The sequence below is a fragment of the Jonesia quinghaiensis DSM 15701 genome (assembly GCF_000423205.1).
GTDB lineage: Bacteria > Actinomycetota > Actinomycetes > Actinomycetales > Cellulomonadaceae > Jonesia > Jonesia quinghaiensis.
Genome location: NZ_AUHN01000005.1, coordinates 205,930 through 228,189, shown reverse-complemented (window position 1 = coordinate 228,189; position 22,260 = coordinate 205,930). Strand labels below are relative to the sequence as shown.

Here is a 22,260-nt window from a genome sequence, read left to right as displayed (position 1 = left end):
GCGCTCCCTAACTGTCCCGTCGAACAACAAGAACAGTAATGTCATCACTGGTAGATACATTTCTTTGCGCCAGCACAATTGATTCAATGATGGAATCTGGCGTCTTGCCCTGGAAACTGCGCGCAATGTCATCCATAGCTGTTGCGGTGTCAGGGTAATGATCAAGCACGCCATCGGTAACGCTGACAAGTGTGTCCCCGCGCTCAAGGGAAGTTGTCAGGCAGGTCCACCCGTCAAAATGTTCAATGCCAAGTGGAAGATCTAGGCTTTCAAGACGACGGTAACTACCATCATCTGACAAGATGTAGGTCAGCCCGTGACCGGCATCAACATAGTCCAACTGGCCAGTATCAGCAGTGAGTTTCGCAAAAAACATGGTGGCGAATGTCCCTGTGTCTTGCAGGTCGTCCGCGACATCAAGTGCCACCTGCCGAAGGATCTCCTGTGGATCATCACTAGGCACCGCACGCACGGCGCTTCGGATGGTCGCAGCGAGCAAAGCTGCGCCGGTTCCTTTACCCATCACATCGCTCAACATGAGTACCAACCCGTCATCCGTGGGCCGCCACCAGTAAAGGTCTCCGCCAACATCACCACGGGGCAGGCAAACGCCCGTCACGCTGTACCCTTCGATACCTTTTGGCTGAGCAGGAAGCATCGCTTGTTGGACACGGCGAGCTCGGTCGAGGTCAAAAGAGTTTTCTAACTCCCGCTCCGCCCACAAAGCAAATTCTTCTAGACGTTCTAATGTTTTTTCTGGTATTTCATGAGGCTCTGTATCGAAAACGCATAAAGTACCAACTGATTCTCCATTTGCAACCGATAGTTTTTTACCGGCATAAAACCGAATACCCTCTGGACCTGATACGAACGGAAGATGAGCAAAACGCGGATCTCGAGAAGCATCGGAAACGTTGAGAATTCCTGTGGTGCGCAGGGTCGTGTCACACAAAGCCATTTCTCGCGGCACGGTCATCTGCTCATACCCTTGGGCAGACTTGACAAACAAACTTTCACTGTCTATCAAGTTGAGAGCAGCCATGGGCACACCGAGAACTTCACTTGCTCTACGAGTAATACGATCGAACCGTTCTTCGTGCGGAGTTCCCATGAGATTCAACGCGTGAACAGTTGAGGCGCGCCGACGTTCAGCTTCGGAAGCCTCTGACGGTGAAGCGTGATGTAACGACATGACACACCCCTTTCACGCCACAGCGTGACGCTGGGAAACTGTGCAATCTCAACCGAGGCGTGCGAACACCTCACATTCAACCAGCAATGGTTGAGAATTGCCTTCCACCTGTCACGCTACCAAAACTGAAAAGAACTTTCAGCGTCAAATATTTCACCCTCTCAGCCAGAATGAATCTCGTTTCACAGTACTTATTCCATCACCACCTGCAGGTTTACTCGAATACCAAGATATCGAAGGGGAACCAATTTCCCGGTAAATGACCACGCACAACAGATCCCTCACCACAAAGTGGTGTATAAAGCACGATGCGCACCCAACCGTGGGCGCGCATCGTGCTGGTATGCGATCGTTGAAGTAATTGGCACCCGCCCGACATGGAACATGGGGCCAGTGACACCCTCATTCAGCCAAAGCATCGCTCAACTCAATAGTTAGGTGGGACATGCATCTATCGGCCTCGTGCTTGTATGGCTACGGCCTCGCGAATATCCTCGCCTGTGATGGTGGATAGGTCCTCTGCCTCAAGATCATCGCCATCGTTGTCTCCGAAGATTCGAAGATTTCTTTGAGCAGCGCTTTCGGCAACGATGCTACGAACTGCTCGCGCATGACCAAAAGAAGGTGAATGAAAACCACCGCTTTCCTCCACTCCTTGCAAATACTCATCTAGTTCACTTAGTGCAGAAGAACGCAGTTTGTTATCACTATCCCCTGCCATCAGTTGGGCGATCTCCAATAATTCCGGAACGGTGTATGGATGAAATTCAATGGTTGTAGTGAATCGCGATCGTAACCCTGGGTTTGAATCAAGGAATTTATGCATCGGTTCCTGATAACCAGCCACAATAACTACCAAGCGAGAACGGTCATCTTCCATACGCTTGAGTAAGGTGTCAATAGCCTCCATCCCGAATGGATCACCATGCATAAACCCTTCAGTCTGCAGAGAGTACGCTTCGTCAATAAATAGTATGCCACCAAGCGCCCGATCAATAATCTCTGAAGTTTGCGCGGTTGTATGCCCGTGATACTGACCGATTAAATCAGCTCTTGTTGCTTCAACGATGTGTCCCTTTTCTAGAACCCCGAGAGAACAGTATAGGCGACCAATCATTCGCGCAATGGTCGTTTTTCCGGTTCCTGGTGGCCCCGTAAAGACAAAGTGTTCACTGAACGCTTCACTACTCAGACCTGCACGTTGACGCGCAGCTTGTGCCTTGGTTTGCGCCAACACTTTGCGCACCTGACGTTTTACTTGTTCCTGCCCGATTTGCCGATCAAGTTCAGCAAGAACATCACCTGTTGTTTCAGCGTCTTCTTCTGTAAGATCGTCAAGCCTTTCAGCGCCACTATTCCGACGGGCTTCCACGCGAGTCAACTCTTTTTGCGCTTCCTCCGCAAAGGTTGAAACTACGTCATCGCGAAAACGTTCAATCGCGCTTTTAAACATCTGTAGTGGATTTTCAGCGTATGCCTCATGGTATAGCATTTTTGCACGATCACTATCTCCTTGAGACTCAGCAATGACACCAAGATAATACTTCGCCTCCGCGTGCAATGCGGTAATTGCGTTACAGTTTAGAACCCAAGTGAGATGCTCAGTCGCTGGCGCCAAAACTCCCTCAGAAATCAGTACAGTTGCACTCATTAATCGCGCATAGGTTTCCATGTACGGATCACCCGAAAACTGAAAGCGGAACATTCTCAGCGCTTCATCTCGCTCCCCCTTCAACAAGGAGAGGCGAGCATGAAGAAGTCTCGCTGTCTCAGAATCAGCCTCAACACGCCTTAAGGCCGCCTGAGCCTCATTCAGGTCCCCATTATCGATATGCCTACTCGCAATAGCACACCATAAGTCATGGTGCGTCTCCAACCGGTACATTAATATGTCTTGCACCAATTCATAGCGTGATTGCAAAGGCAGCTTATGTCGGTTCCTCTCTGCTCCGAAGAATTTTTCATTCAACACCATCGCGCTTAATTCTTCATCGCAACGTTTACCCGCTACGTGTAAACCGAGCCAGGCGTCTGCCATCGTCGGGTCTATCTGGACAGCTTTTTCAAATAGCCGTACAGCTCGCTCGCTGTCTGCCTGCCTTACTTTCATTGCCCTCACCCATAAACCTCGGGCACGCTGAGTTTCCAACATGACACTAACCCTTCCAAAAAGAATTTCTGATAGCCTTCCACCCATCCATAGGTGGAACCGCTCTCGAGGATTAAATCACGCCTTCAGTTATCAGAGGGATCTTCATCCAAACATATGACGATGCGCACCAAACTGTAGGTGCGCATCGTCATGTGTGTGGCTAATGGTCAAGCAGTCACCATGTGGCCTGCCCCGTTACGGGGAGACAAGACTCATGGAACTGGGCTTTAGACCTGTGGTTACTCAGCTCTAACTGCATGGGTTACCTGATGACACCGACCCTCCAGACACCCGAACAGCCGAACCTGTCAGCGTGTAATCACGGGAAGAGTTGTTGTCCCACACCCCTGACCCGTTGTTAAAAACTGCCGTGACACTATTGCCGTTGGAGGTAAGTGTTCGAGACACCCACCCAGTGCACGCTGGGGCCATCCTCTCTCCTGGTGAACTAGTCCATGCCCCGCTACCCACCCTGTAGTGGATGTTGTAGGTGTTCCAGTTTGCTGCGGTGGAATAGAACACAGTCATTGAGTTATTACTATTCGTTGCACAGGGATCAGCTGCCGTGACGTTGCCATCCTTAACCGCTGCAACGGCACCAGTCAGAGCGTAGTCGCGTGAGGAGTTGTTGTCCCACGTCCCCGAACCGTTGTTAAATACCGCCGTAACGTTCTGGCCGTTACTGGCGACAGTGGATTTCACCCAACCAGTGCATGCAGGTGTCATCTTTTCCCCCGGTGCAGTTGTCCATGCACCACTACCGATCCGGTAATGCACGTTGTACGTGTTCCAGTTCTTATCGGTTGAGTAGAACACGGTCATTTTGTCGCTAGGGTCAGGGCCAGGGCCAGGGCCTTCTGCTAGCGCCCCAACATGTAACGCCACACCACCAAATGCAGGGATTGAAACGCTCGCCTTCCCACCTGAAACCGTGAAGGTTTGTGAACAGGTATCAGAGGCAACGACATTGCAATATGTGCCGTTAGGGAGGCTCGCTGAAAACTCACGGCTCACTGTCGCATTGGTGTTGTTGAGCGCCACGAACCCCTTGTTTCCGCGACTGTAGGCAATGACATTAGTCGCTGGTGACTGCCAATTTTGCAGGGACGTGCCGGTCACCGTGTTGTGGAATCCGACCATGTTTTTGATCTCTGGCCACCGGTGCGCGCAGGTCCATTCCGCGTTGTCACAGTTCGCGTCGTTTACTTTGCCGTTGCTCGCTTGTGGGGCGCCAGCATCATAATTGGTGAAGGTGTACCCGCTGTACGTTGAGGGGCTCCCATAGGGGTAGGACAACATGAAGATGTTTCCCAGTTTGTACTTCGCACCCCATTTGTAGGTCATGGTTTCGCCGTTGCGTTCGGTGTCATGGTTGTCGACGAAAACCCCAGCACGGTTGCTGGGAAGGAACCCTCGATTATTGATGTTTTGCAGTTCAGCGATGTTTCCATCAAAGGCGCTTTTCAGGGCACGCCCATAACCAAACTCGTGAGAATCACCTGAACCTAGGTACTCACTGGGTTGGATAGGTTCGCCAGGCGCTCCAATAACCTCGTGAATCCAGTAGAGGTTTTTCGCTGTTGTGGTTGCAGCTTTGATGGCTTCAAGGTCTGCTGCAGGGATGTGTTTAGCAGCATCGACTCGGTAGCCGTCAACTCCTAAAGAGGCGAGATCATCGAGGTAGCGTGCGATCTCTTCACGGACGTATGTTTTCGCGGTGGCAAGATCTTGCAACCCGACGAGGCGGCAATTTTGCACCTCATACCGGTCACCATAGTTAGCGATGTTGCGCTTGCAAGTGTTGAAGTCTTGGGCGCTGTAGCCGCCTTCTGGGCCGGGGTAGCTTTCAGTGGAGAATGGCGTACCTGCCCAACCAGTTCCACCAGTTTGACCGGTCATGTGATTGATAACAGTGTCAGCGATGACCCCAACACCTGCATCGTTACACGTATCAATCATTGACTTGAACTCAGCCCGCGTTCCCAACTTTGACTCGATTTTGTAGCTCACCGGCTGGTAAGAAGTCCACCACTGGTTGCCACGAATATGCTCTTGTGGTGGTGATACCTGAACATACCCATAGCCAGCTGGACCAAGGACTTGAGTACATTCGCGGGCGATGGAGTTCCAGGTCCACTGAAACATGTTTGAGATAACGTCCGAGTCGTTTCGTTGCGGCGGTCCTGCTTGAGCTGAGCTACTTGGTACAACAACAGCAGCGAGCGCTAGTGCGAGACACCCCAGTAACCCGGTGGCACGTTTCACGAGTTTGCGCGATCCATGATCGATTTGCATTTCTCTCCTTTGAGTAGTGCGATCGTCATGAGAATATGGCGGAAAAACACGTTGAGCAATACCATAAACCGAGTATGGAAATCCATTCATCCCACCTTGCAAACCGTTTTCTTTGTAATTTTCAAGATTCGACTTGATTCACCATTGACACCCCCGTGAACTGGGAGTTTGCTCTTTCCAAGTGGGTTGTTTTTGCATCGCGTCATCGATTGCTGTCGAACCTGAAATAAACTCATGAAACGTTATCTCGCATGATGGATATGGCGGGTCTAGTGTTTTTCCGAAGCGGGGCATGGTCTTAACAGCACGATACCCGCCGACCGTGGGAGTGGTGGGCGGGCATCGTGCGGGTGTGCATTACGGAACGAGCACACTCCAGCGGCGGCGCGCCGCAATAACCGCGCTGCCTCCTGCAAGCAGGAGGAATAGAACCGCAAGTGGAAGCATCGAGTTTAGGCCCGTGTTTGCCAGCCCTTCTGTGGCACCTGCGGCACGTTCTGAGGTGGCACCTGCGACCTGATCTTCCGGCACGGCTGTCGGTACGTCGCCCCCGGACGCACCTGTTGCGCCCTCTCCAGCACTGCCGTCAGTCCCGCTACCAGCACCAGCATCGGGGCTGTCGCCTTCTCCGTCGCTGCCAGTTCCATCACCCGGCAGTGGGGTTTGTGTGTCTGGGCAAGGATCAGCTTCTTCCATAACTCCCCCGTCGATAGTGACTGATTCGCTAGTTACTTGATAGTTTGCACCGTTGTTGGAATCCCAATTGTCGCCTCCGTCGTTGAAGGTCGCTTGGACACGGCGCCCATCTGAGTCAATGTCATGTCGTAGCCAACCGTCGCAGGTTGCCACCATTTCGATGCCAGGCACCTCAGTCCAAGCGCCTCCTGCCACCCCGAAGTGGATGTAGGTGTTTGCCCACTGCGCTGCTGGTCGGTAGTAGATACGGGTGGTGGTGTAGTCGGGGTTGGTGGGTTCTTCGGGTTCTGGTTGTGGACCGGCTGGTTCTTCCAGTTCGTCTTGGCCGTCACAGGGGTTTCCGGCTGTTACTGTACCGTCACTGACGTGGGCGTACCGCCCTGATAACCGGTAGTTCTGCTCTTGGTTGTTGTCCCATTCCATTCCTTCAGAGTTGAAAACTCCTTCAATGTCTTCACCCCCAGTGTTGAGAGTCTTTTTTACCCATCCTTCGCAGGCCGGGTGCATGAGGTCACCGGGAACTTGGGTCCATCCGCGTAGTCCTACGGTGTAGTGGAACCTGTGTTCTGCCCAGCCGGGGTTGATTGCGTAGTAGACAGTTGTTTGCCCGGACCGGTCAAAGGAACATGGGTTCATTTCATGGGAGACTCCATTGCGGATCGTCGTGTGTTCCCGTGTCAGTGTGTAATTTGCCCCGTTGTTTGAGTCCCACGTGCCTGCGCCATCGTTGAACGTGACGTGTGGCGCTTCGCCTTGGGTGCCAATCTGCGCTGAGACGAATCCTTCACATGCAGGTTGCATCTGCTCACCGGGGGCTATTGTCCAGGCTTCCCCGACACCGTAGTGGAGATAGTAGTTATCCCAGCCCGCGGCTGTTGGGTAGTACACCGTGACGGTGTCCGGCACGGTGGGGTCCCGTGGCTCGAGGTCACTGGCGTTATCTGTGGACAACGCAACCGCTGATTTGGGTGCAACGGTGATCTCGACAGTCCCTTGGTCATTGACGAGGAGGGTGTCGCATTCAGTGGCGAGCACATCGCAATACGTTCCAGCAGGTAGAGAAGTCTCGAAAGTGTGGGTCACACTGTCGCTGGAGTTATTGATCACAACGAAGCCTTTGTCATCACGGCCGTACCCAATGACATTGTCATTGACTGTGGACCAATCGGTGACGGGCTCACCGGCCACATGCTTCGCGTAGCCGCCCATTGCTGTGATGACCGGGTGACGGTGCATGCAGGTCCATGCCCCGTCTTCGCACGTGACGTCATCAATGAGGCCGTCACTGTTTTGTGGGGCACCGTGATCATAGTCGTCGAACTCGTAGCCGCTATAGACGCTGGGCAGCCCGTAGGGGTAGGACAACATGAAGACGTTTGCGAGAAGGTAACTTTCGCCGTCTTTGTAGTTGAGGGTTTCGCCATTGCGCTCCGTGTCGTGGTTGTCCACGAACACCCCGGCATTGTTTGTGGGAAGCAACGCAAGGTGTGTACCTACGAGCTGTAGATCTGCAATTGACCCACCAAACCGCGCTTTGAGGGTGCGAGCGTAGTTAAATTCGTGGGAATCCCCAGAACCCAGGTATTCGCTGGGTTGGATGGGTTCTCCACCGGAGCCGATGACTTCGTGCACCCAGTAGAGGTTTTTGGCCGTGGTGGTTGCGGCTTTGATTGCTTCGAGATCCGCGGCGGGCATGTGCTTGGCCGCGTCGATGCGGAATCCTGCTACCCCTAGCGAGGCGAGATCATCGAGGTAGTCGGCAATTTCTTGTTGGACGTATTGTGTCCCGGTTGCAAGGTCTTGTAGGCCAACAAGACGGCAGTTTTGCACCTGGTCACGGTTGTTGTAGTCATTGATTTCTGTTTTACAGGTGTTGAAGTGTTCGGCAGAGTATTGCCCCGCTGGGCCCGGGTAGTTTTCCTCCGAGTATTGCGTCCCAGCCCATCCAGTGCCCTCAAGTGACCCACTCATGTGGTTGATGACAGCATCGGCAATCACACCCACACCCGCGTCACGGCAGGTGTCAACCATGGTTTCGAACTCGTCTCGGGTGCCCAGTTTCGATTCGATGCGGTAGCTCACTGGCTGGTAGGACGTCCACCACTGCTCCCCGAGCACGTGTTCTTGTGGTGGGGATACCTGGACGTGGGTGTACCCGGCTGGTCCAAGTTGCTGGGTGCATTCACGTGCCACCGATGTCCAGTTCCATTGGAAGAGATTCACGATGACATGGGTTCCGCTCGGCTCACCATCCATGCTGGCCTGCACATCTGTTGCTATACCTGGTGTTGCTGCGGTGTGTGCGGTGGTGTTCGTTAGTTGTTGGGTGGCTATGGTCTGCGCAACGGGGGACATTGAGGGCGGCAAAGGTAGCGCCGATGCTGGGGTTGCGCTCAACACTAGAGCAAGAATGACGGCGGATGCTCGCGCCGCGATGCTCATAGGTGCTGGGCGGGCAGACCAGGGGGCAGGATCGCGCATGGAACTCCTCATTGAGTGTTTGTGCACCTCGTAAGACGGCCCTGGCGGGCAGAGACGGGGTGTGAGGCCACTCTAGGAGTGCTGTAAAAAGGAATGCAAGGGCTGCAAAATTTTACAGAATGACGATTCATCCCATGTTGTCACGTGCCGTTTATTCCTCTTGCAGGACTGCGCATTCATGTTGGGGATATCGCCGAACAAAACGCCATGAACTGCAGTTTTACCCGCCGCGCGACAAGAAGCTGTTGCACCACGGCGTTAGGGATGAAAACGAGACCAGCCAGAAATGGGTACCACTCCCCACGATGCGGGTAGGCCGCGTCGTATCAACGCGTAAGCGCTTCTCCTCGGTGAACGTTCACATGGGGGCGGCCACCCTCCCCTGACGAGGGTGTGGGAATTGCAATCCCCGTGACATATAACAGGAGACACCCAGCGACGGGTGCCCACCCCCATCATCCAACGAGGAGGAGAAGCATGAGACGCTGGCAGAGAAAAACTGCTATCGGCGCCTTAATGGCGCTCATGATTGGCAGCTTTGCTGCTATCCCTGCAACGACGGCAAGCGCTGCAGGTGAAGAAATCATCATCAACGGAGGGTTCGAGAACAACACCAATGGGTGGGAGATCCGCAACGGCGGCAACCTCTACCTCGACACTGACCGCACAAGCGGGAACACCTCTGGGTTCATCACCCATCGGGAATCAACACAGTCCGGTCCGTGGCAAAACATCAGCGGAAAAGTGCAAGCCGGCAAGACCTACACGGTCTCCGCCAAAGTGAAGTACAAGTCAGGGCCAGCAACAAAGCAGTTCATCATCACGAACTTCTACGGCGGGGGCACCTACACCAATCTGGCTGCTGGCACCATGACCAAAGACCAGTGGGGCACCATATCAGGGACGTTCACCATTCCCGCGAACCAAAACGTCACTGAAGCACGTATCTTCATTGAAACCCCATTCGTTGCCAATCCCGGCAACGATCACGACAACAACCTCATGAACTTCCGGGTCGATGACGTATCCCTGAAGGATGTTGGTGGGTCAACTCCCACAAACCCCTCCAACCCCATCATGACCACCAACGAAACAGTTGAAACAGGTGTTCAGGCGAAGAAAATCGGCAACGGAAACCCGCTGGTAAGCCATAAGTTCGGTGCAGACCCATTCCACCTTGTGCACAACGGTCGGGTCTACATGTACATGACGAATGACACCCAGGAATGGGCAGCTCGCGGCAACGGTTCAAGCAAAAACACCTACGGTGCGATCAACACGTTGTCCGTCATTTCCTCAACCGACCTCGTGAACTGGACCGATCACGGGAACATCGCAGTTGCCGGTCGCAATGGTGCAGCAAAGTGGGCAAACAATTCGTGGGCGCCCGCGGTTGCCAAGAAAACAATCAACGGGAAAGACAAGTTCTTCCTCTACTTCTCCAACAACGGAAGTAGCGTTGGGGTGCTCACGGCAGACTCGCCCGTTGGCCCCTGGACAGACCCCATCGGTAAGCCACTCATCAATGCCCAAACCCCAGGTGCATCAGACGGCAAAAACTGGCTCTTTGACCCTGCGGTCCTCGTCGACGATGACGGGCAAGGGTACCTTTACTTCGGTGGTGGCGGCGAAGACGGTTCTGGTTCTTCCCAGAACGAAAACAACCCAAAATCAACGCGTGTCATCAAACTGGGTGCAAATATGATCAGCACTTCCGGGTCAGCATCGGTTATTGACGCTCCAGCAGTGTTTGAATCCTCAGGTATTTTCAAACGCAACGGAAAGTACTACTACTCATACTCATCAAACTTTGGGTATGGCGGCCCGGGACGCCTTCCAGGCTACCCGGCACACGGAGTCATCGCTTACATGATGGCGGACAGCCCCATGGGTCCGTGGACACCAGCGCAATACAAAGGCACTGTGCTGCCAAACATGTACCAGTTCTTCCAAGTTGGCGGGAACAACCACCAGTCATTCTTCGAGTTCGGCGGTAAGTGGTACATCTCCTACCACGCTGGCACGTTAGATAAAGCTCTGAACAATAATGTTGGTGGGAACACCAAGGGCTACCGCAGCACCCACCTCAATGAGGTTACCTTCAACGGTGACGGTACGATGCGTGTTGTCAACGCCGACTACAAAGGCGTAGGTCAAGTCGCGCGTTTAAACCCATACCGTGCCAACGAAGCGGAAACCATCGGATGGCAGAGTGGTGTCACCACAGTCAGCATCACTGAAGGGTCACGCCAGTTCCCCGGCTCATCTGTGAACCTGGCTGTGAACAACATTGACAACAACGACTGGATCGGTGTGGGTGGTGTCGACTTCGGTTCATCAGGGGCCGCATCGGTCACTGCAAAGGTCAAGCCACTAACAAGCACCGGAACCATCGAGGTGCGACTGGGTTCACCAGACCGCAACTCATCATCATCCAAGCTTGTTGCCACACTCAACGCGAACACCACAACCAACCAGTGGCGTGACATTAACGCCACAGTTACTGGTGCAACCGGAGTGCAAAACGTCTACTTCGTCTTCCGCGGCGGATCAGGCAAACTCATGGAATTTGACTCTTGGTCGTTCACCCAACGCTAAGATTCACAGACCATATGCAATAACGTGAGAGGGCGGTCCCACCTGGGGCCGCCCTCTTGCGCTTGTGCCACGTCACGATGCGTCACGTCACGATGCGTGAAGCGCCTTGCGTCACGCCATTTGCGTCACACACACCGCGTGACACCGACTGCGCACGTTCGCGCGGTGGGCTCAGTACACATACTGGTCCCTGTGGCTAGTGTTCTTCGCCGCCAGAACGCATCTGCGGAACAGCGTTTATGAGGTCGCGGGTGTACTGGGCGGTGGGTTCAGTGAGCACCTGCAGGGTGTCACCTTCTTCTTCGATTCGCCCAGCCCGCAGCACTGCGGTGCGGGCGCACAGCTGCCCAACGATGGCGATGTCGTGGGACACCATCACCAGGGTCACTCCCAGCCGGGAGGTGAGGTCCGCGAGGAGGTCAACGATTTGCGAGCGCACGGACACGTCTAGTGCGCTGACGGGTTCGTCTGCGACGAGGACTGAGGGGGCTGGTGCTAGTGCCCGGGCGATGGCGATGCGTTGGCGTTGGCCGCCGGAGAACTGGGCAGGGTATTTGGTGAGTGCTGATTCTTCTAGTCCCACTGAGGTGAGGACTTCTCGGACTCGGTCGCGGTGGTTGCCGGGGACTTTGAGTGAGGTGAGAGGTTCAGTGACGATGCGGTCGACTGTCATGCGTGGGTCGAGTGAGGACCGTGGGTCTTGGAAAACTATTTGGACGGCTCGGCGGAATTGGACCATCTGTTGACGGTTTCGCCGGTTCAGTGTGGTGCCGTGGAATCGGACGTCACCTGTGGTGGGTGAGTCGAGTCCCATGAGGAGTTTGAGGATGGTGGATTTGCCTGCACCGGACTCCCCGACGATGCCCAGTGATTGTCCTGTGTGGATGGTGAGGGAGACGTTGTCGAGTGCGGTGGTGGTGCGGTTGCTGTTGGTGAAAGTCCTGGTGACGTTGTTGAGTTCGAGCAGTGGTGCGCGATGACCGTTTACTGGTGGCGGGGTGTCGCTGGCAGCGTTGGGGGTGCTCATGGTTGCGCCTTTCGCGGGAGTGCGGTGATGCGGGTGGCGGCGTCGAAGAGTTGTTGTGTGTAGGGTTCGCGTGGCCCGTTGACGAGGCGTTGTGCGGTGGTGTGTTCGGTGACGTGTCCGTCGCGCATGACGATGATGTCGTTGGTGACTCGGGTGACGACGGGGAGGTCGTGGGAGACGAACACGAGTGTGGTGCCGGTGCGGTTGATGAGGTCATCGAGTAGGGCGAGGATTTCCGCTTGGACGGTGACATCCAGTGCGGTGGTTGGTTCGTCGGCGATGAGGACGTCTGGTTCGCAGGCTAGTGCCATGGCGAGGGCGACGCGTTGGCGTTGCCCGCCGGAGAGTTGCCACGGGTAGGAATCGGCGATGCGTTCGATGTCGGGTAGGGCCACAAGTTGCAGGAGCTCGAGGATTCGTGTGCGGGCTGCTTGGCCGGTGAGTTTGCGGTGTAGTTTGAGCGGCCCGGCGATTTGTTTGCCTACGGTCATCAGTGGGTCGAGTGCGGTCAGTGGTTCTTGGAACACCATGGCGATGCGTGCGCCGCGTACTTTACGTAGTTCGCGTTCTGGCAGGGTGGTCAGTTCTCGACCATCGAGGGTGATGCGCCCGGTGGCGCGCATTCCGGTGGGTAGTAGCCCCATGATTGCTGCTGCGGTGAGGGATTTACCGGATCCTGATTCGCCGATGATGCCTAGGCGCCCGCCTGAGGTGACGGACCAGGACACGTCATTGAGGAGGGTGAGTCCGGTGGAGGTGGTGATGGTGAGGTTGTGCACGTCGAGGGTCATCGGTCGCCTCTCAATGTTGGGTCGAGCCGTTCTCTGATGCCGTCGCCGAGGAGGTTGAGCCCTAGAACTGTCCAGGCGATGGCCACACCGGGGACGATTCCTGCGAGGGGTTGGACGAGCACCGTTGATTGTGCTTCTTTGAGCATGCGCCCCCATGAGGGTGCTGGTGGTGGTGATCCCAATCCGAGGTAGGACAGGGAGGCTTCGGCGAGGATCGCAGCTCCGGCGAGGATCATGAGTTGCACGAGGAGCAGGGGGAAAATGTTGGGTAGTACGTGCCGGGTGATGATGCCCCACCAGCGGGTTCCTGATGAGATGGCGGCGGTGATGTAGTCCTCACGCAACACTCGTGACACGTTTACTCTCGTGACGCGGGCGATCACTGCAGAGCCGGCGATTGCGATGGCAGCTACGGCTGCGGCAAGTGACGCTCCGCGCACCGTGACAATGAGCATGGCGAGAAGCAGGGTGGGGAACGCGATGAGTAAGTCAATGACGTTCAAGAGGACGATGTCTACCCACCGTGTTGTTGCTGCGGCGAGCACACCGATGGTCACACCGAGCACCGCTGCAACCACAATTGTTGCTGTGGCGACGATGAGTGCGGATTGTGCACCGCCCATGAGCTGGGAGAACAAGTCGCGCCCGAGGCGGTCCGTGCCGATCCAAAACTGTGCGGAGGGCCCTTCGAGGCGTTGGCCATCACCGGTGGAGTTCATGGAATACGGCGTCCAGAAGAACGCGACTAACCCCATGAGTGCTGTCACACCAACCATGACTGTTCCAACCACAAGTGAGGGTGGGGTCCGCCGTGGCTGCTTTTTTGCTGTGGCAGGTGCATCGTCTGATGTAGGCGCCATGTGGGTGGCGTTCGTTAAGTCGCTCATGCGGATGCTCCTGCCGCTGAGGTTGCTTGCAACCGTGGGTCGATTGCTCGTTGAAGGAGTTCAACAAGGAAGTTCATGACAAGAACCACCACGGTCAGCAGGAGCACCAGGTTTTGTACGACGGGGAAATCTCGTCCAGTCACCGCAGTAAGTAGCAGGGTGCCCAGCCCGGGGAGGGCGAAAACGTTTTCGACAACCACTGCACCAAGTAGTGACGTTGCTAGTTCGATGCCAAGGATCGCGACAACGGGCACTGCACCGTTGCGCAGGCCGTGGCGGGCAAGTGCGCCCCACATCGAGTAGCCCAGTGAGCGCGCGGTGCGTATGTAGTCGGATTGCACAACATCAATAGTTGCGGAACGGATGTACCGCACCATCACAGAGGACATGGCAATAGCGATGGTGACGACGGGAAGCACCAGTGACGTTATTGCTGCACCGGGGTCTTCCCACCCGGTGCGGGGGAAACCTCCTGAAGGGAGCCAGCGTTCACGTAGCGCAAACCACCACACGAGGAGTAGTCCTACCCAGAACACGGGGATCGCTAGGCCTAGTTGGCTGAGCGCTGAGACGACAACGCCCACCACGGACTCTCGGTACACCCCGGCAATGACTCCTAGGGGAATGGAGATAAGCACTGCGACGACGAAGGCCGCAATTGAGAGTGGCAGGGTGATGGGGAGTTTTGAGGTGATGAGTTCGCTGACTGGTTCCCTGGAAATGAAGGACGTCGTTGAGCCATCAAAGAGGCTGGCAATCCACGAGGTGTATTGCTGCCATACCGGTAGGTCTGTGCCTAGTTCAGCACGCAACAGGTCTAGTTGGTCGACTGTTGTACCGACCCCTAGTGTTGCGCCTGCTGACTCTCCGGGGAGTTTACGCAGAACATAGAAAATGACGGCAGATGCCAGGACCAGCGAGGCGATCAAAGCCGCGAGGCGTAACGCGATGAATCGAACCATTGTTATCCAAACACACGTGCGGGTGGGGGTACGTGATGTACCCCCACCCTGTTCACCCTACTGTCGGTTAGCGTGCTGCGTCAGTTTGTCCGAGTGATCTGAGCGACATAGAACGGTTCTGCGTTCTTGTCAGCTGGGAAACCGGTGATGTCTGCGCTGGCGATACGGATTTGCGGTGCCATGAACAGCCACGCGGAGGGAGCTTCTTCAGCGATGATCTCAGATAGAGAGTGGATTGCCTCGATCTGCTCTTCTTCCGTTGCAGCTTCGTCAGAGGCAACCTTGAGGTCTTGGACATCCTTGTTGTCGTACTGCCAGTAGAACTCAGGGTTGGCGTACCACAGCACGTCGCGTGGGTTGTTGTGGTCCATCAACGTGGATTCGTAGTCCTTGTTGGTGTACACGGCCTCGTACCAGGTGGCGTCATCGATGGGCTGCAAGTTCAAGGTGACACCCACTGCTGCGAGGTCAGACTTGATTTGCTGCACGATGATTTCGTTGGTGTCTCCAGCAACGTACTGGATGGAGAATTCCAAACCGTCGATGCCCGCTTCGTCGAGTAAAGCAGTTGCGGCGTCAGGGTCGTAGGCGTGGATCTCAGCGAAGGATTCGTCGTACCACGGTTCAGAAACCGGTGGCATGGAGCCAATGACTTGACCGTATTCGCCCCATACTGCGGAGAGGATCGCTTCACGGTTGATGGCTTTGTAGAGAGCTTGACGTACCCGAACGTCAGTGAAAGGTTCCTCTTTGTTGTTGAAGGTCCACACGAACTTCTTAATGGAGTTACCTTCAGTGATGACGAACTCTGGGTTGCCCTCAAACTGGGCTAGTTGGTCAGGGTTCGACTGTTGAATCACGAGGTCAAGCTGGCCAGTGAGCAGCGCATTGTTCATCGCTGTTTCGTCTTCGTAGAACTGGAAGGAAACTTCTTCAGCTTTTGCTGCGTCTCCCCAGTAATTCTCGTTACGCACCAGAGTCATGTGTGAGCCTTGCACCCATTCTTCCAACTGGAAGGGGCCGGTTCCGTTGTCTGAGGTATTTTCCTTGTCGCCGTCTTTGACGATTGTCACTGAGGCGAGGAAGAACAACAGCGACTGGGTGGGACGCTCAAGGGTGAGGACAAGTGTTGCGTCATCAGGTGTGGCGATGTCGGTGATGACACGCAGGTCGTTTGCGCGGGCAGCCTGGGACTCTTCAGAGATGATCTCTGACACTGACCATGCTGCGTCTTTCGAGGTGAGAGGTGTTCCGTCGTGGAAGGTAACACCGTCTTGCAACGTAAAGGTGTATGTCAAACCGTCTTCGGAAACCTCAACATCTTTCGCCAAGGTGTTGATGACTGCTCCACTGTCGTCAATGGAGGTGAGCCCTTCATACACGTTGCGTGTGGTGGTTTCTGAGATACCAGAGGACCCACCGACGTTGCGTTGGAGGGAGGTTGGTTCGTTGGTGGAACCAATGACAACCGGACCAGTTGATTCGGCTCCCGTTGTGGCGGTGGCATCAGTAGTTGACTCGTCTGATCCACCAGATGAACCGCATGCGGCCAGCACGAGTGATGTCGCGATGGCAACGGCTGCAAGCCTGAGCTTGGCATTCATGAGGGCGTTCCGTTCTGCAGGTGCTTGGGGTGGGAATGCGTGACGCGGTACCTGCACCTGCAGCTGGCTGTTGCGTCACTGGTTCATGAGCCCGAAAGGATGCGCAAGGAAGTGCCGTGTATCGGCGTGCGCGGGGCGGTTTTTCACGGAAACGTCTGTGACAGTTCCGGTGTCCTCGCCGTGGCGTAGTCGCCAAGGGGGCCACCGTGAGGTTGGGCCGACTGCGTTAGTATGTGCAGGTCAGGCCCGGCTGTCACGGGCGGGAATCAACAACAACAGCAACAGCACGTGGTGGCAGTGACGCGGACCACGGCGTGTGACTTCTGAACTGTGTTGGCATACATGATGCTTCAAGTATGCCACTTGGTTGATGGTTGAAACAGATCGCCAGGTATCGTTCACGTCACATTCTTTCCACGTGGAAAGAATGTGACGTAAACATTGAGCGCGCTCCCCTTGTCGGGGTTCTGCGCAACGTCATCCCTTGACACACAGCAGGGTTTCGAGGCGGGCAACAACCTCAACGAGGTCCGACTGCGCCGCAATAACGGAGTCCAAATCCTTGTAGGCACCAGGGATTTCATCAAGGACCCCAGCGTCTTTACGGCATTCAACCCCAGCGGTTTGCACGGCAAGGTCGTCCAGTGTGAAACGCTTTTTCGCCTGATTCCTCGACATTTTGCGCCCCGCACCGTGCGACGCCGAGAAGTACGACGCCGGGTTACCCAACCCACGCACAATGTACGAGCCGGTAGCCATTGACCCCGGGATCAAACCAAGCTCTGAACGTCCCGCCCGGATCGCACCCTTGCGGGTCACGATGAGGCGTTGGCCGTCGATTTCTTCCTCCGCCACGTAGTTGTGGTGCACGTTCACTGCCGGTTCAAACGTGACATCACGGGTTGGGAATGCCCGGCGCACCTGATCAACGATGAGACGCATCATAACTTCCCGCGAGCGCGCCGCGTACTCTTGCGCCCAGGTGAGGTCGTTGAGGTACGCGTCCATTTCGGTGGTGCCGGACAGGAAAACGGCCAGGTCACGGTCTGGTAGTCCGAGGTTGTGGTCGAGTCCTTTGGCGATGTTGACGTGGCGTTCAGCGATTTCTTTGCCGATGTTGCGTGACCCTGAGTGCAGTTGCAACCAGATCTGTCCGTCTTGGTCTCGGCACAGTTCGATGAAGTGGTTTCCACCGCCCAGTGTGCCCAGTTGGCGGCGGGCCCTGGTTTCTAGGGCGTCGACACCGTGGTGCAGGCTCCCCACACGGTTCCACAATGCATCGGTGTGTGCGGCGAATGAGTGGGACAGGGTGGGCACCGCGATTTCTGGGATTTTTGCGATGTTCACAGGTGTTTTGTGGGCGTGGAACCCTACCGGGACGGCGCGTTCGAAGTTCGAGCGCAGTGTGCTGAGGTCGTCGGGCAGGTCGTTTTCGGTCAGTGAGGTGCGAACACCAATCATTCCGCACCCGATGTCCACCCCTACCGCGTTAGGTGACACTGCGTCCCGCATTGCGATGACGGAGCCAACGGTTGCACCTTTGCCCAGGTGAACGTCCGGCATGACTCGTACCCCTTCAACCCACGGCAGGGCTGCAATGTTGCGTAGTTGAGCGAGTGCTTGCTGCTCAACGTCGTGTTCATGCGCCCACATCAGAGTGGAGGTTGCGGCGCCGGACAGGGCAACAGGGAAAGGTGAGGTACTGGTCATGGTGACTCCTTGGTCGTTGTACGTCCCCTATCCAACAGGGCAGGGACGGACAACGACAAGGTATTTTTCTACCCTCATCACGTTTTTGGCGTTTATGCGGGAGGGTCCAGGGTTGGTTTCACGATGGTGTCGATGAACTTGCGCGCCCACTCGATGAGGTCCACACCACGTAGTGGTGCCCCGCCGATGCGCGCCGTGGTGGGGTATGGCACCAGGACGGTCCGCACCACAGGTTTGATCATGGACCCTGGGTAGAGGCGTTTCAGTTTGAGGGTTGCTGACTCGGGTAGTTCGAGAGGTGCAAAGCGTACAAATTTGCCTTGCACCGTGACATCGCGTAGCCCGATGTCACGGACTTCGTTGCGGAACGTGGCAACCTCGAAGAGGTTTGCCACTTCGACTGGCAGGTGGCCGTAGCGGTCCACGAGCTCACCACGCACATCGTCGAGTTGGCTGGGGGTCGTGGCTGCCGCGATTTTGCGGTATGCCTCCAGGCGTAGGCGTTCGTGGGCCACATAGTCGTGGGGTAGGTGAGCGTCGATGGGAAGTTCGATTTGGACTTCTGGTGTTTCCTCTGGTGATTCACCGCGGAAGTCTGCAACGGCCTCCCCCACCATGCGCATGTAGAGATCGAACCCAACACCTGCAATGTGCCCTGATTGTTCGCCACCGAGCAGGTTACCGGCACCACGAATTTCGAGGTCTTTCATGGCCACACGCATACCCGATCCGAGGTCAGTGTTTGCGGCGATAGTTTGGAGGCGTTCGTGGGCTGTTTCTGTCAGTGGTTTGTCTGGTGGGAAGAAGAAGTAGGCGTACGCGCGTTCGCGGCCACGGCCCACACGGCCACGGAGTTGGTGCAATTGCGATAAGCCCATCACGTCGGAGCGTTCAACAATCAAGGTGTTGGCGTTGGAGACGTCCAACCCGGTTTCGATGATGGTGGTGGATACCAGGACGTCGAACCGTTTTTCCCAGAAGTCGAGGATGACTTGTTCAAGTTCGTGTTCGTTCATTTTCCCGTGGGCAACGCGTACCCGTGCTTCGGGGACGAGCTCCATGAGCCTAGATGCGGTGGACTCAATGGTTTCCACTTTGTTGTGCACAAAGAAGACTTGCCCTTCACGGAGCAGTTCACGGCGGATCGCAGCAGTGATCTGTTTGTCTTCTGCCGCGCCCACATAGGTCAGCACCGGGTGGCGTTCCTCGGGTGGGGTCGCCAATGTGGACATTTCACGGATCCCGGTGACAGCCATCTCAAGTGTGCGCGGGATGGGTGTGGCGGACATCGCCAACACGTCAACGTTGGTGCGGAGTTGTTTGAGGGTTTCTTTGTGTTCCACTCCAAAACGTTGCTCTTCGTCAATAACAACGAGGCCAAGTTCTTTGAAGTGCACAGACCCTGACAGCAAACGGTGGGTACCGATGACAACGTCTACGCTGCCTTCAGATAACCCCTTGATGATTTCTTTGGAGTCCTTTTCACTTTGGAACCGTGACAACGCCTTCACCACCACAGGGAAGCCTGAGTACCGTTCCGAGAACGTGTCATAGTGCTGCTGGACGAGCAGGGTCGTTGGCACCAGGATCGCGACCTGCTTACCGTCTTGCACTGCCTTAAATGCGGCACGTACCGCGATTTCGGTTTTTCCATATCCCACGTCACCGCAGATGAGACGGTCCATGGGGATGGATTTCTCCATGTCCGCTTTGACCTCATCGATGGTGGCGAGTTGATCAGGGGTTTCGATGTACGCGAAGGCGTCTTCTAGTTCGCGCTGCCAGGGGGTGTCTGGGGAGAAAGCAAAACCTTTCGTTGCCATGCGCGCGGAGTACAAGCGAATCAGTTCGCCAGCGATCTGTTTAATCGCTTTGCGGGCTTTCGCTTTGGTTTTTTGCCAGTCCGTGCCACCCATTTTATTGACGGACGGCGATTCTCCACCGGTGTATTTGGTGACTTGGTCCAGCTGGTCCATGGGAACAAAAAGGCGGTCACCTGGTTGCCCCTTACGCGACGCCGCGTACTCAATGACCAAGTATTCACGGGTTGCTTGGTTACCGGGTGCACCAAGTGTGCGTTGCACCAGTTCCACGAACTTTCCCACACCATGCTGCTCGTGCACCACAAAGTCACCGGCACGCAATTGCAGTGGGTCCACCACGTTGCGCCGCCGTGAGGGCATTTTCCGCATGTCTCGAGTGGTGGCCCCTGACCTGCCGGTGAGGTCGTTCTCGGAAAATACGGCAAGTTTGAGGTCTGGGGCAACAAACCCTGGCCCAACCGGCGCAGGCACCACATGCACGATGCCACTCTCGGGTTCCTGCGTGAGGTCATCACCAAGGCGCGCAGTGACATCCAACGCCGCCAGTTGCTCCACGAGGCGTTGTGCTGGGCCGTGACCTTCAGTGGTGAGGATCAACAACCACCCAGCTGATTGCAGGCCCTTCACATCGTCCAGTGCCCGGTCTAACTCGCCGCGATATGCCTGCACATCACGGGTGGTGATCCGCACAATGGTTGAGGCATCGTCGTCAAAGTCTGGCACCGGCCCCGACTGGGGCACCCCACCAGGGCCAGTTGGAGTGTCATCATAGCCATCACCTGCTGGGGATTCCCCTAACCCAAATGCGGCGATGTTCCACCACGTCAACCCACGCTGTTCACCAAGGTGACGCACCTGTTCAATGGTGAGGAAAGACGCCGCCGAGAGATCAATAGGTGTATTACCGCCCGCTGCGGCACTGGTCCATGCAGCTGCGAGGAACTCTTGAGTTGTTTGCACCAGATCATGGGCGCGGCGCCGCACCCGCTCTGGTTCATTGACAACAACCATGACGTTATCTGGGAATAGATCCATCACGGGGATCATCTGGTCCACCAACGCTGGGGTCAGAGATTCCATCCCCTCGACCGCGATGCCCTGCGCCATTTTTTCCAGCATTTCTGCCGCGCCAGGCACTTGCGCAGCAAGAGCATGGGCGCGCTGGCGAATGTCGTCTGTCAGGAGCAATTCACGGCACGGCGGGGCCCATAGGCCATCTGACGCCTCATCAAGGGAACGCTGATCCGCTACCGCGAAGTAACGGATCTCATCAACCTCGTCACCAAAAAACTCAATACGTAGCGGGTGTGACTCATGCGGTGGAAATACATCGAGAATGCCACCACGAACTGCAAATTCGCCGCGCCGTTCCACCATGTCAACACGGGCGTACGCCGCTTGCGCCAACTCCGTAGCGACCTGGGTGAGGTCCGCATCGTCACCTGTACGCAACCGCACAGGAGCTAAATCTCCTAGCCCTTGCACCACAGGTTGCAGCAAGGCCCGCACCGGCATGGTCAGCACCTCAATAGTGCCGGTGATCCCATCCGCTGTGGGGTGGGCAAGACGACGAAATACAGCCAAACGCCGAGCCACCGTGTCAGAACGCGGTGACAGGCGCTCGTGGGGCAGGGTTTCCCACGCAGGGAGTGTCGCCACCGAATCAGCGGGCAAGTAGCAACGCAGCGCAGCAGCAAGTTCATCGGCTTCACGTCCCGTTGCGGTCACCACAATCACGGTGCGCGGCTGATCTTGCCCAGCAGACGCACGCGCGGCATTGACCTCACGAAGCGCCTGGGACACCGCTGCAAGCAGCGGTGGGCGCACCCCAGGGCTGGCAATGATTTTTGCTGGCGCGCCAGAACGGGCCAACTCCAAGCTCTTTTCCACAGCAGAGTCGCGCTGTAGGACAGGGAGGATTCCCGAGAGATTCATGAGGTCCTTTTCACAGTGTGGTTCGGGGCGGGCCGCAAACCCGCCTCAGGAATCATGCCAGACCGCTCTGACATCGGCCATGTCTGCGCATAACGTGAACAGCAATC

General features: G+C 55.9%; 12 protein-coding genes. 1 reads left to right on the top strand and 11 read right to left on the bottom strand.

Features of this window, described 5'->3' with window-relative positions; translation table 11 throughout:
• Positions 1 to 7 precede the first annotated feature (7 nt).
• From G538_RS15005 to G538_RS17225, 4 genes are all read right to left on the bottom strand, one after another.
• On the bottom strand, positions 8 to 1,192 hold the full coding sequence (locus G538_RS15005; RefSeq protein ID WP_035833197.1) for a PP2C family protein-serine/threonine phosphatase: 1,185 nt from the start codon (positions 1,190 to 1,192) through the stop codon (positions 8 to 10).
• Between the two features lie 451 nt (positions 1,193 to 1,643).
• Positions 1,644 to 3,344 (bottom strand): AAA family ATPase, encoded by a 1,701-nt coding sequence (locus G538_RS15000; RefSeq protein ID WP_169514089.1) that lies wholly within the window; start codon positions 3,342 to 3,344, stop codon positions 1,644 to 1,646.
• 249 nt (positions 3,345 to 3,593) lie between these two features.
• Positions 3,594 to 5,639: a carbohydrate binding domain-containing protein gene (locus tag G538_RS14995; RefSeq protein ID WP_084618062.1), complete on the bottom strand. Its 2,046-nt coding sequence runs from the start codon at positions 5,637 to 5,639 to the stop codon at positions 3,594 to 3,596.
• Positions 5,640 to 5,996: 357 nt separating this feature from the next.
• Positions 5,997 to 8,816, bottom strand: coding sequence for a carbohydrate binding domain-containing protein (locus G538_RS17225; RefSeq protein ID WP_051196564.1), 2,820 nt, complete (start codon positions 8,814 to 8,816; stop codon positions 5,997 to 5,999).
• A gap of 477 nt (positions 8,817 to 9,293) precedes the next feature.
• Between G538_RS17225 and G538_RS14985 the strand changes: the two genes are divergently transcribed.
• On the top strand, positions 9,294 to 11,414 hold the full coding sequence (locus G538_RS14985) for a family 43 glycosylhydrolase (RefSeq protein ID WP_084618060.1): 2,121 nt from the start codon (positions 9,294 to 9,296) through the stop codon (positions 11,412 to 11,414).
• Positions 11,415 to 11,610: 196 nt separating this feature from the next.
• Here G538_RS14985 and G538_RS0104195 read toward each other — a convergent pair whose 3' ends face one another.
• The 7 genes from G538_RS0104195 to mfd form a co-directional block, all read right to left on the bottom strand.
• Complete coding sequence (locus tag G538_RS0104195) at positions 11,611 to 12,441, bottom strand: ABC transporter ATP-binding protein (RefSeq protein ID WP_051196562.1); 831 nt, start codon at positions 12,439 to 12,441, stop codon at positions 11,611 to 11,613.
• Positions 12,438 to 13,232 carry an ATP-binding cassette domain-containing protein gene (locus G538_RS0104190; RefSeq protein ID WP_029068340.1) on the bottom strand — a complete coding sequence of 265 codons (795 nt, stop codon included), beginning with the start codon at positions 13,230 to 13,232 and terminating at the stop codon, positions 12,438 to 12,440. Before G538_RS0104190 ends, G538_RS0104195 begins: the two co-directional genes overlap by 4 nt.
• Complete coding sequence (locus G538_RS0104185; RefSeq protein WP_029068339.1) at positions 13,229 to 14,119, bottom strand: ABC transporter permease; 891 nt, start codon at positions 14,117 to 14,119, stop codon at positions 13,229 to 13,231. The genes G538_RS0104190 and G538_RS0104185 overlap by 4 nt, the downstream gene beginning before the upstream one ends.
• Positions 14,116 to 15,081: an ABC transporter permease gene (locus G538_RS0104180; RefSeq protein ID WP_029068338.1), complete on the bottom strand. Its 966-nt coding sequence runs from the start codon at positions 15,079 to 15,081 to the stop codon at positions 14,116 to 14,118. Before G538_RS0104180 ends, G538_RS0104185 begins: the two co-directional genes overlap by 4 nt.
• Before the next feature lie 80 nt (positions 15,082 to 15,161).
• Positions 15,162 to 16,685, bottom strand: coding sequence for an ABC transporter substrate-binding protein (locus tag G538_RS14980; protein ID WP_035833312.1), 1,524 nt, complete (start codon positions 16,683 to 16,685; stop codon positions 15,162 to 15,164).
• A gap of 477 nt (positions 16,686 to 17,162) precedes the next feature.
• Entirely contained in the window at positions 17,163 to 18,395 is a 1,233-nt protein-coding gene (locus tag G538_RS0104170; RefSeq protein ID WP_029068337.1) for an RtcB family protein, read from the bottom strand.
• Between the two features lie 92 nt (positions 18,396 to 18,487).
• Positions 18,488 to 22,153: a transcription-repair coupling factor gene (gene mfd, locus G538_RS0104165; RefSeq protein ID WP_029068336.1), complete on the bottom strand. Its 3,666-nt coding sequence runs from the start codon at positions 22,151 to 22,153 to the stop codon at positions 18,488 to 18,490.
• Positions 22,154 to 22,260: the final 107 nt, after the last annotated feature.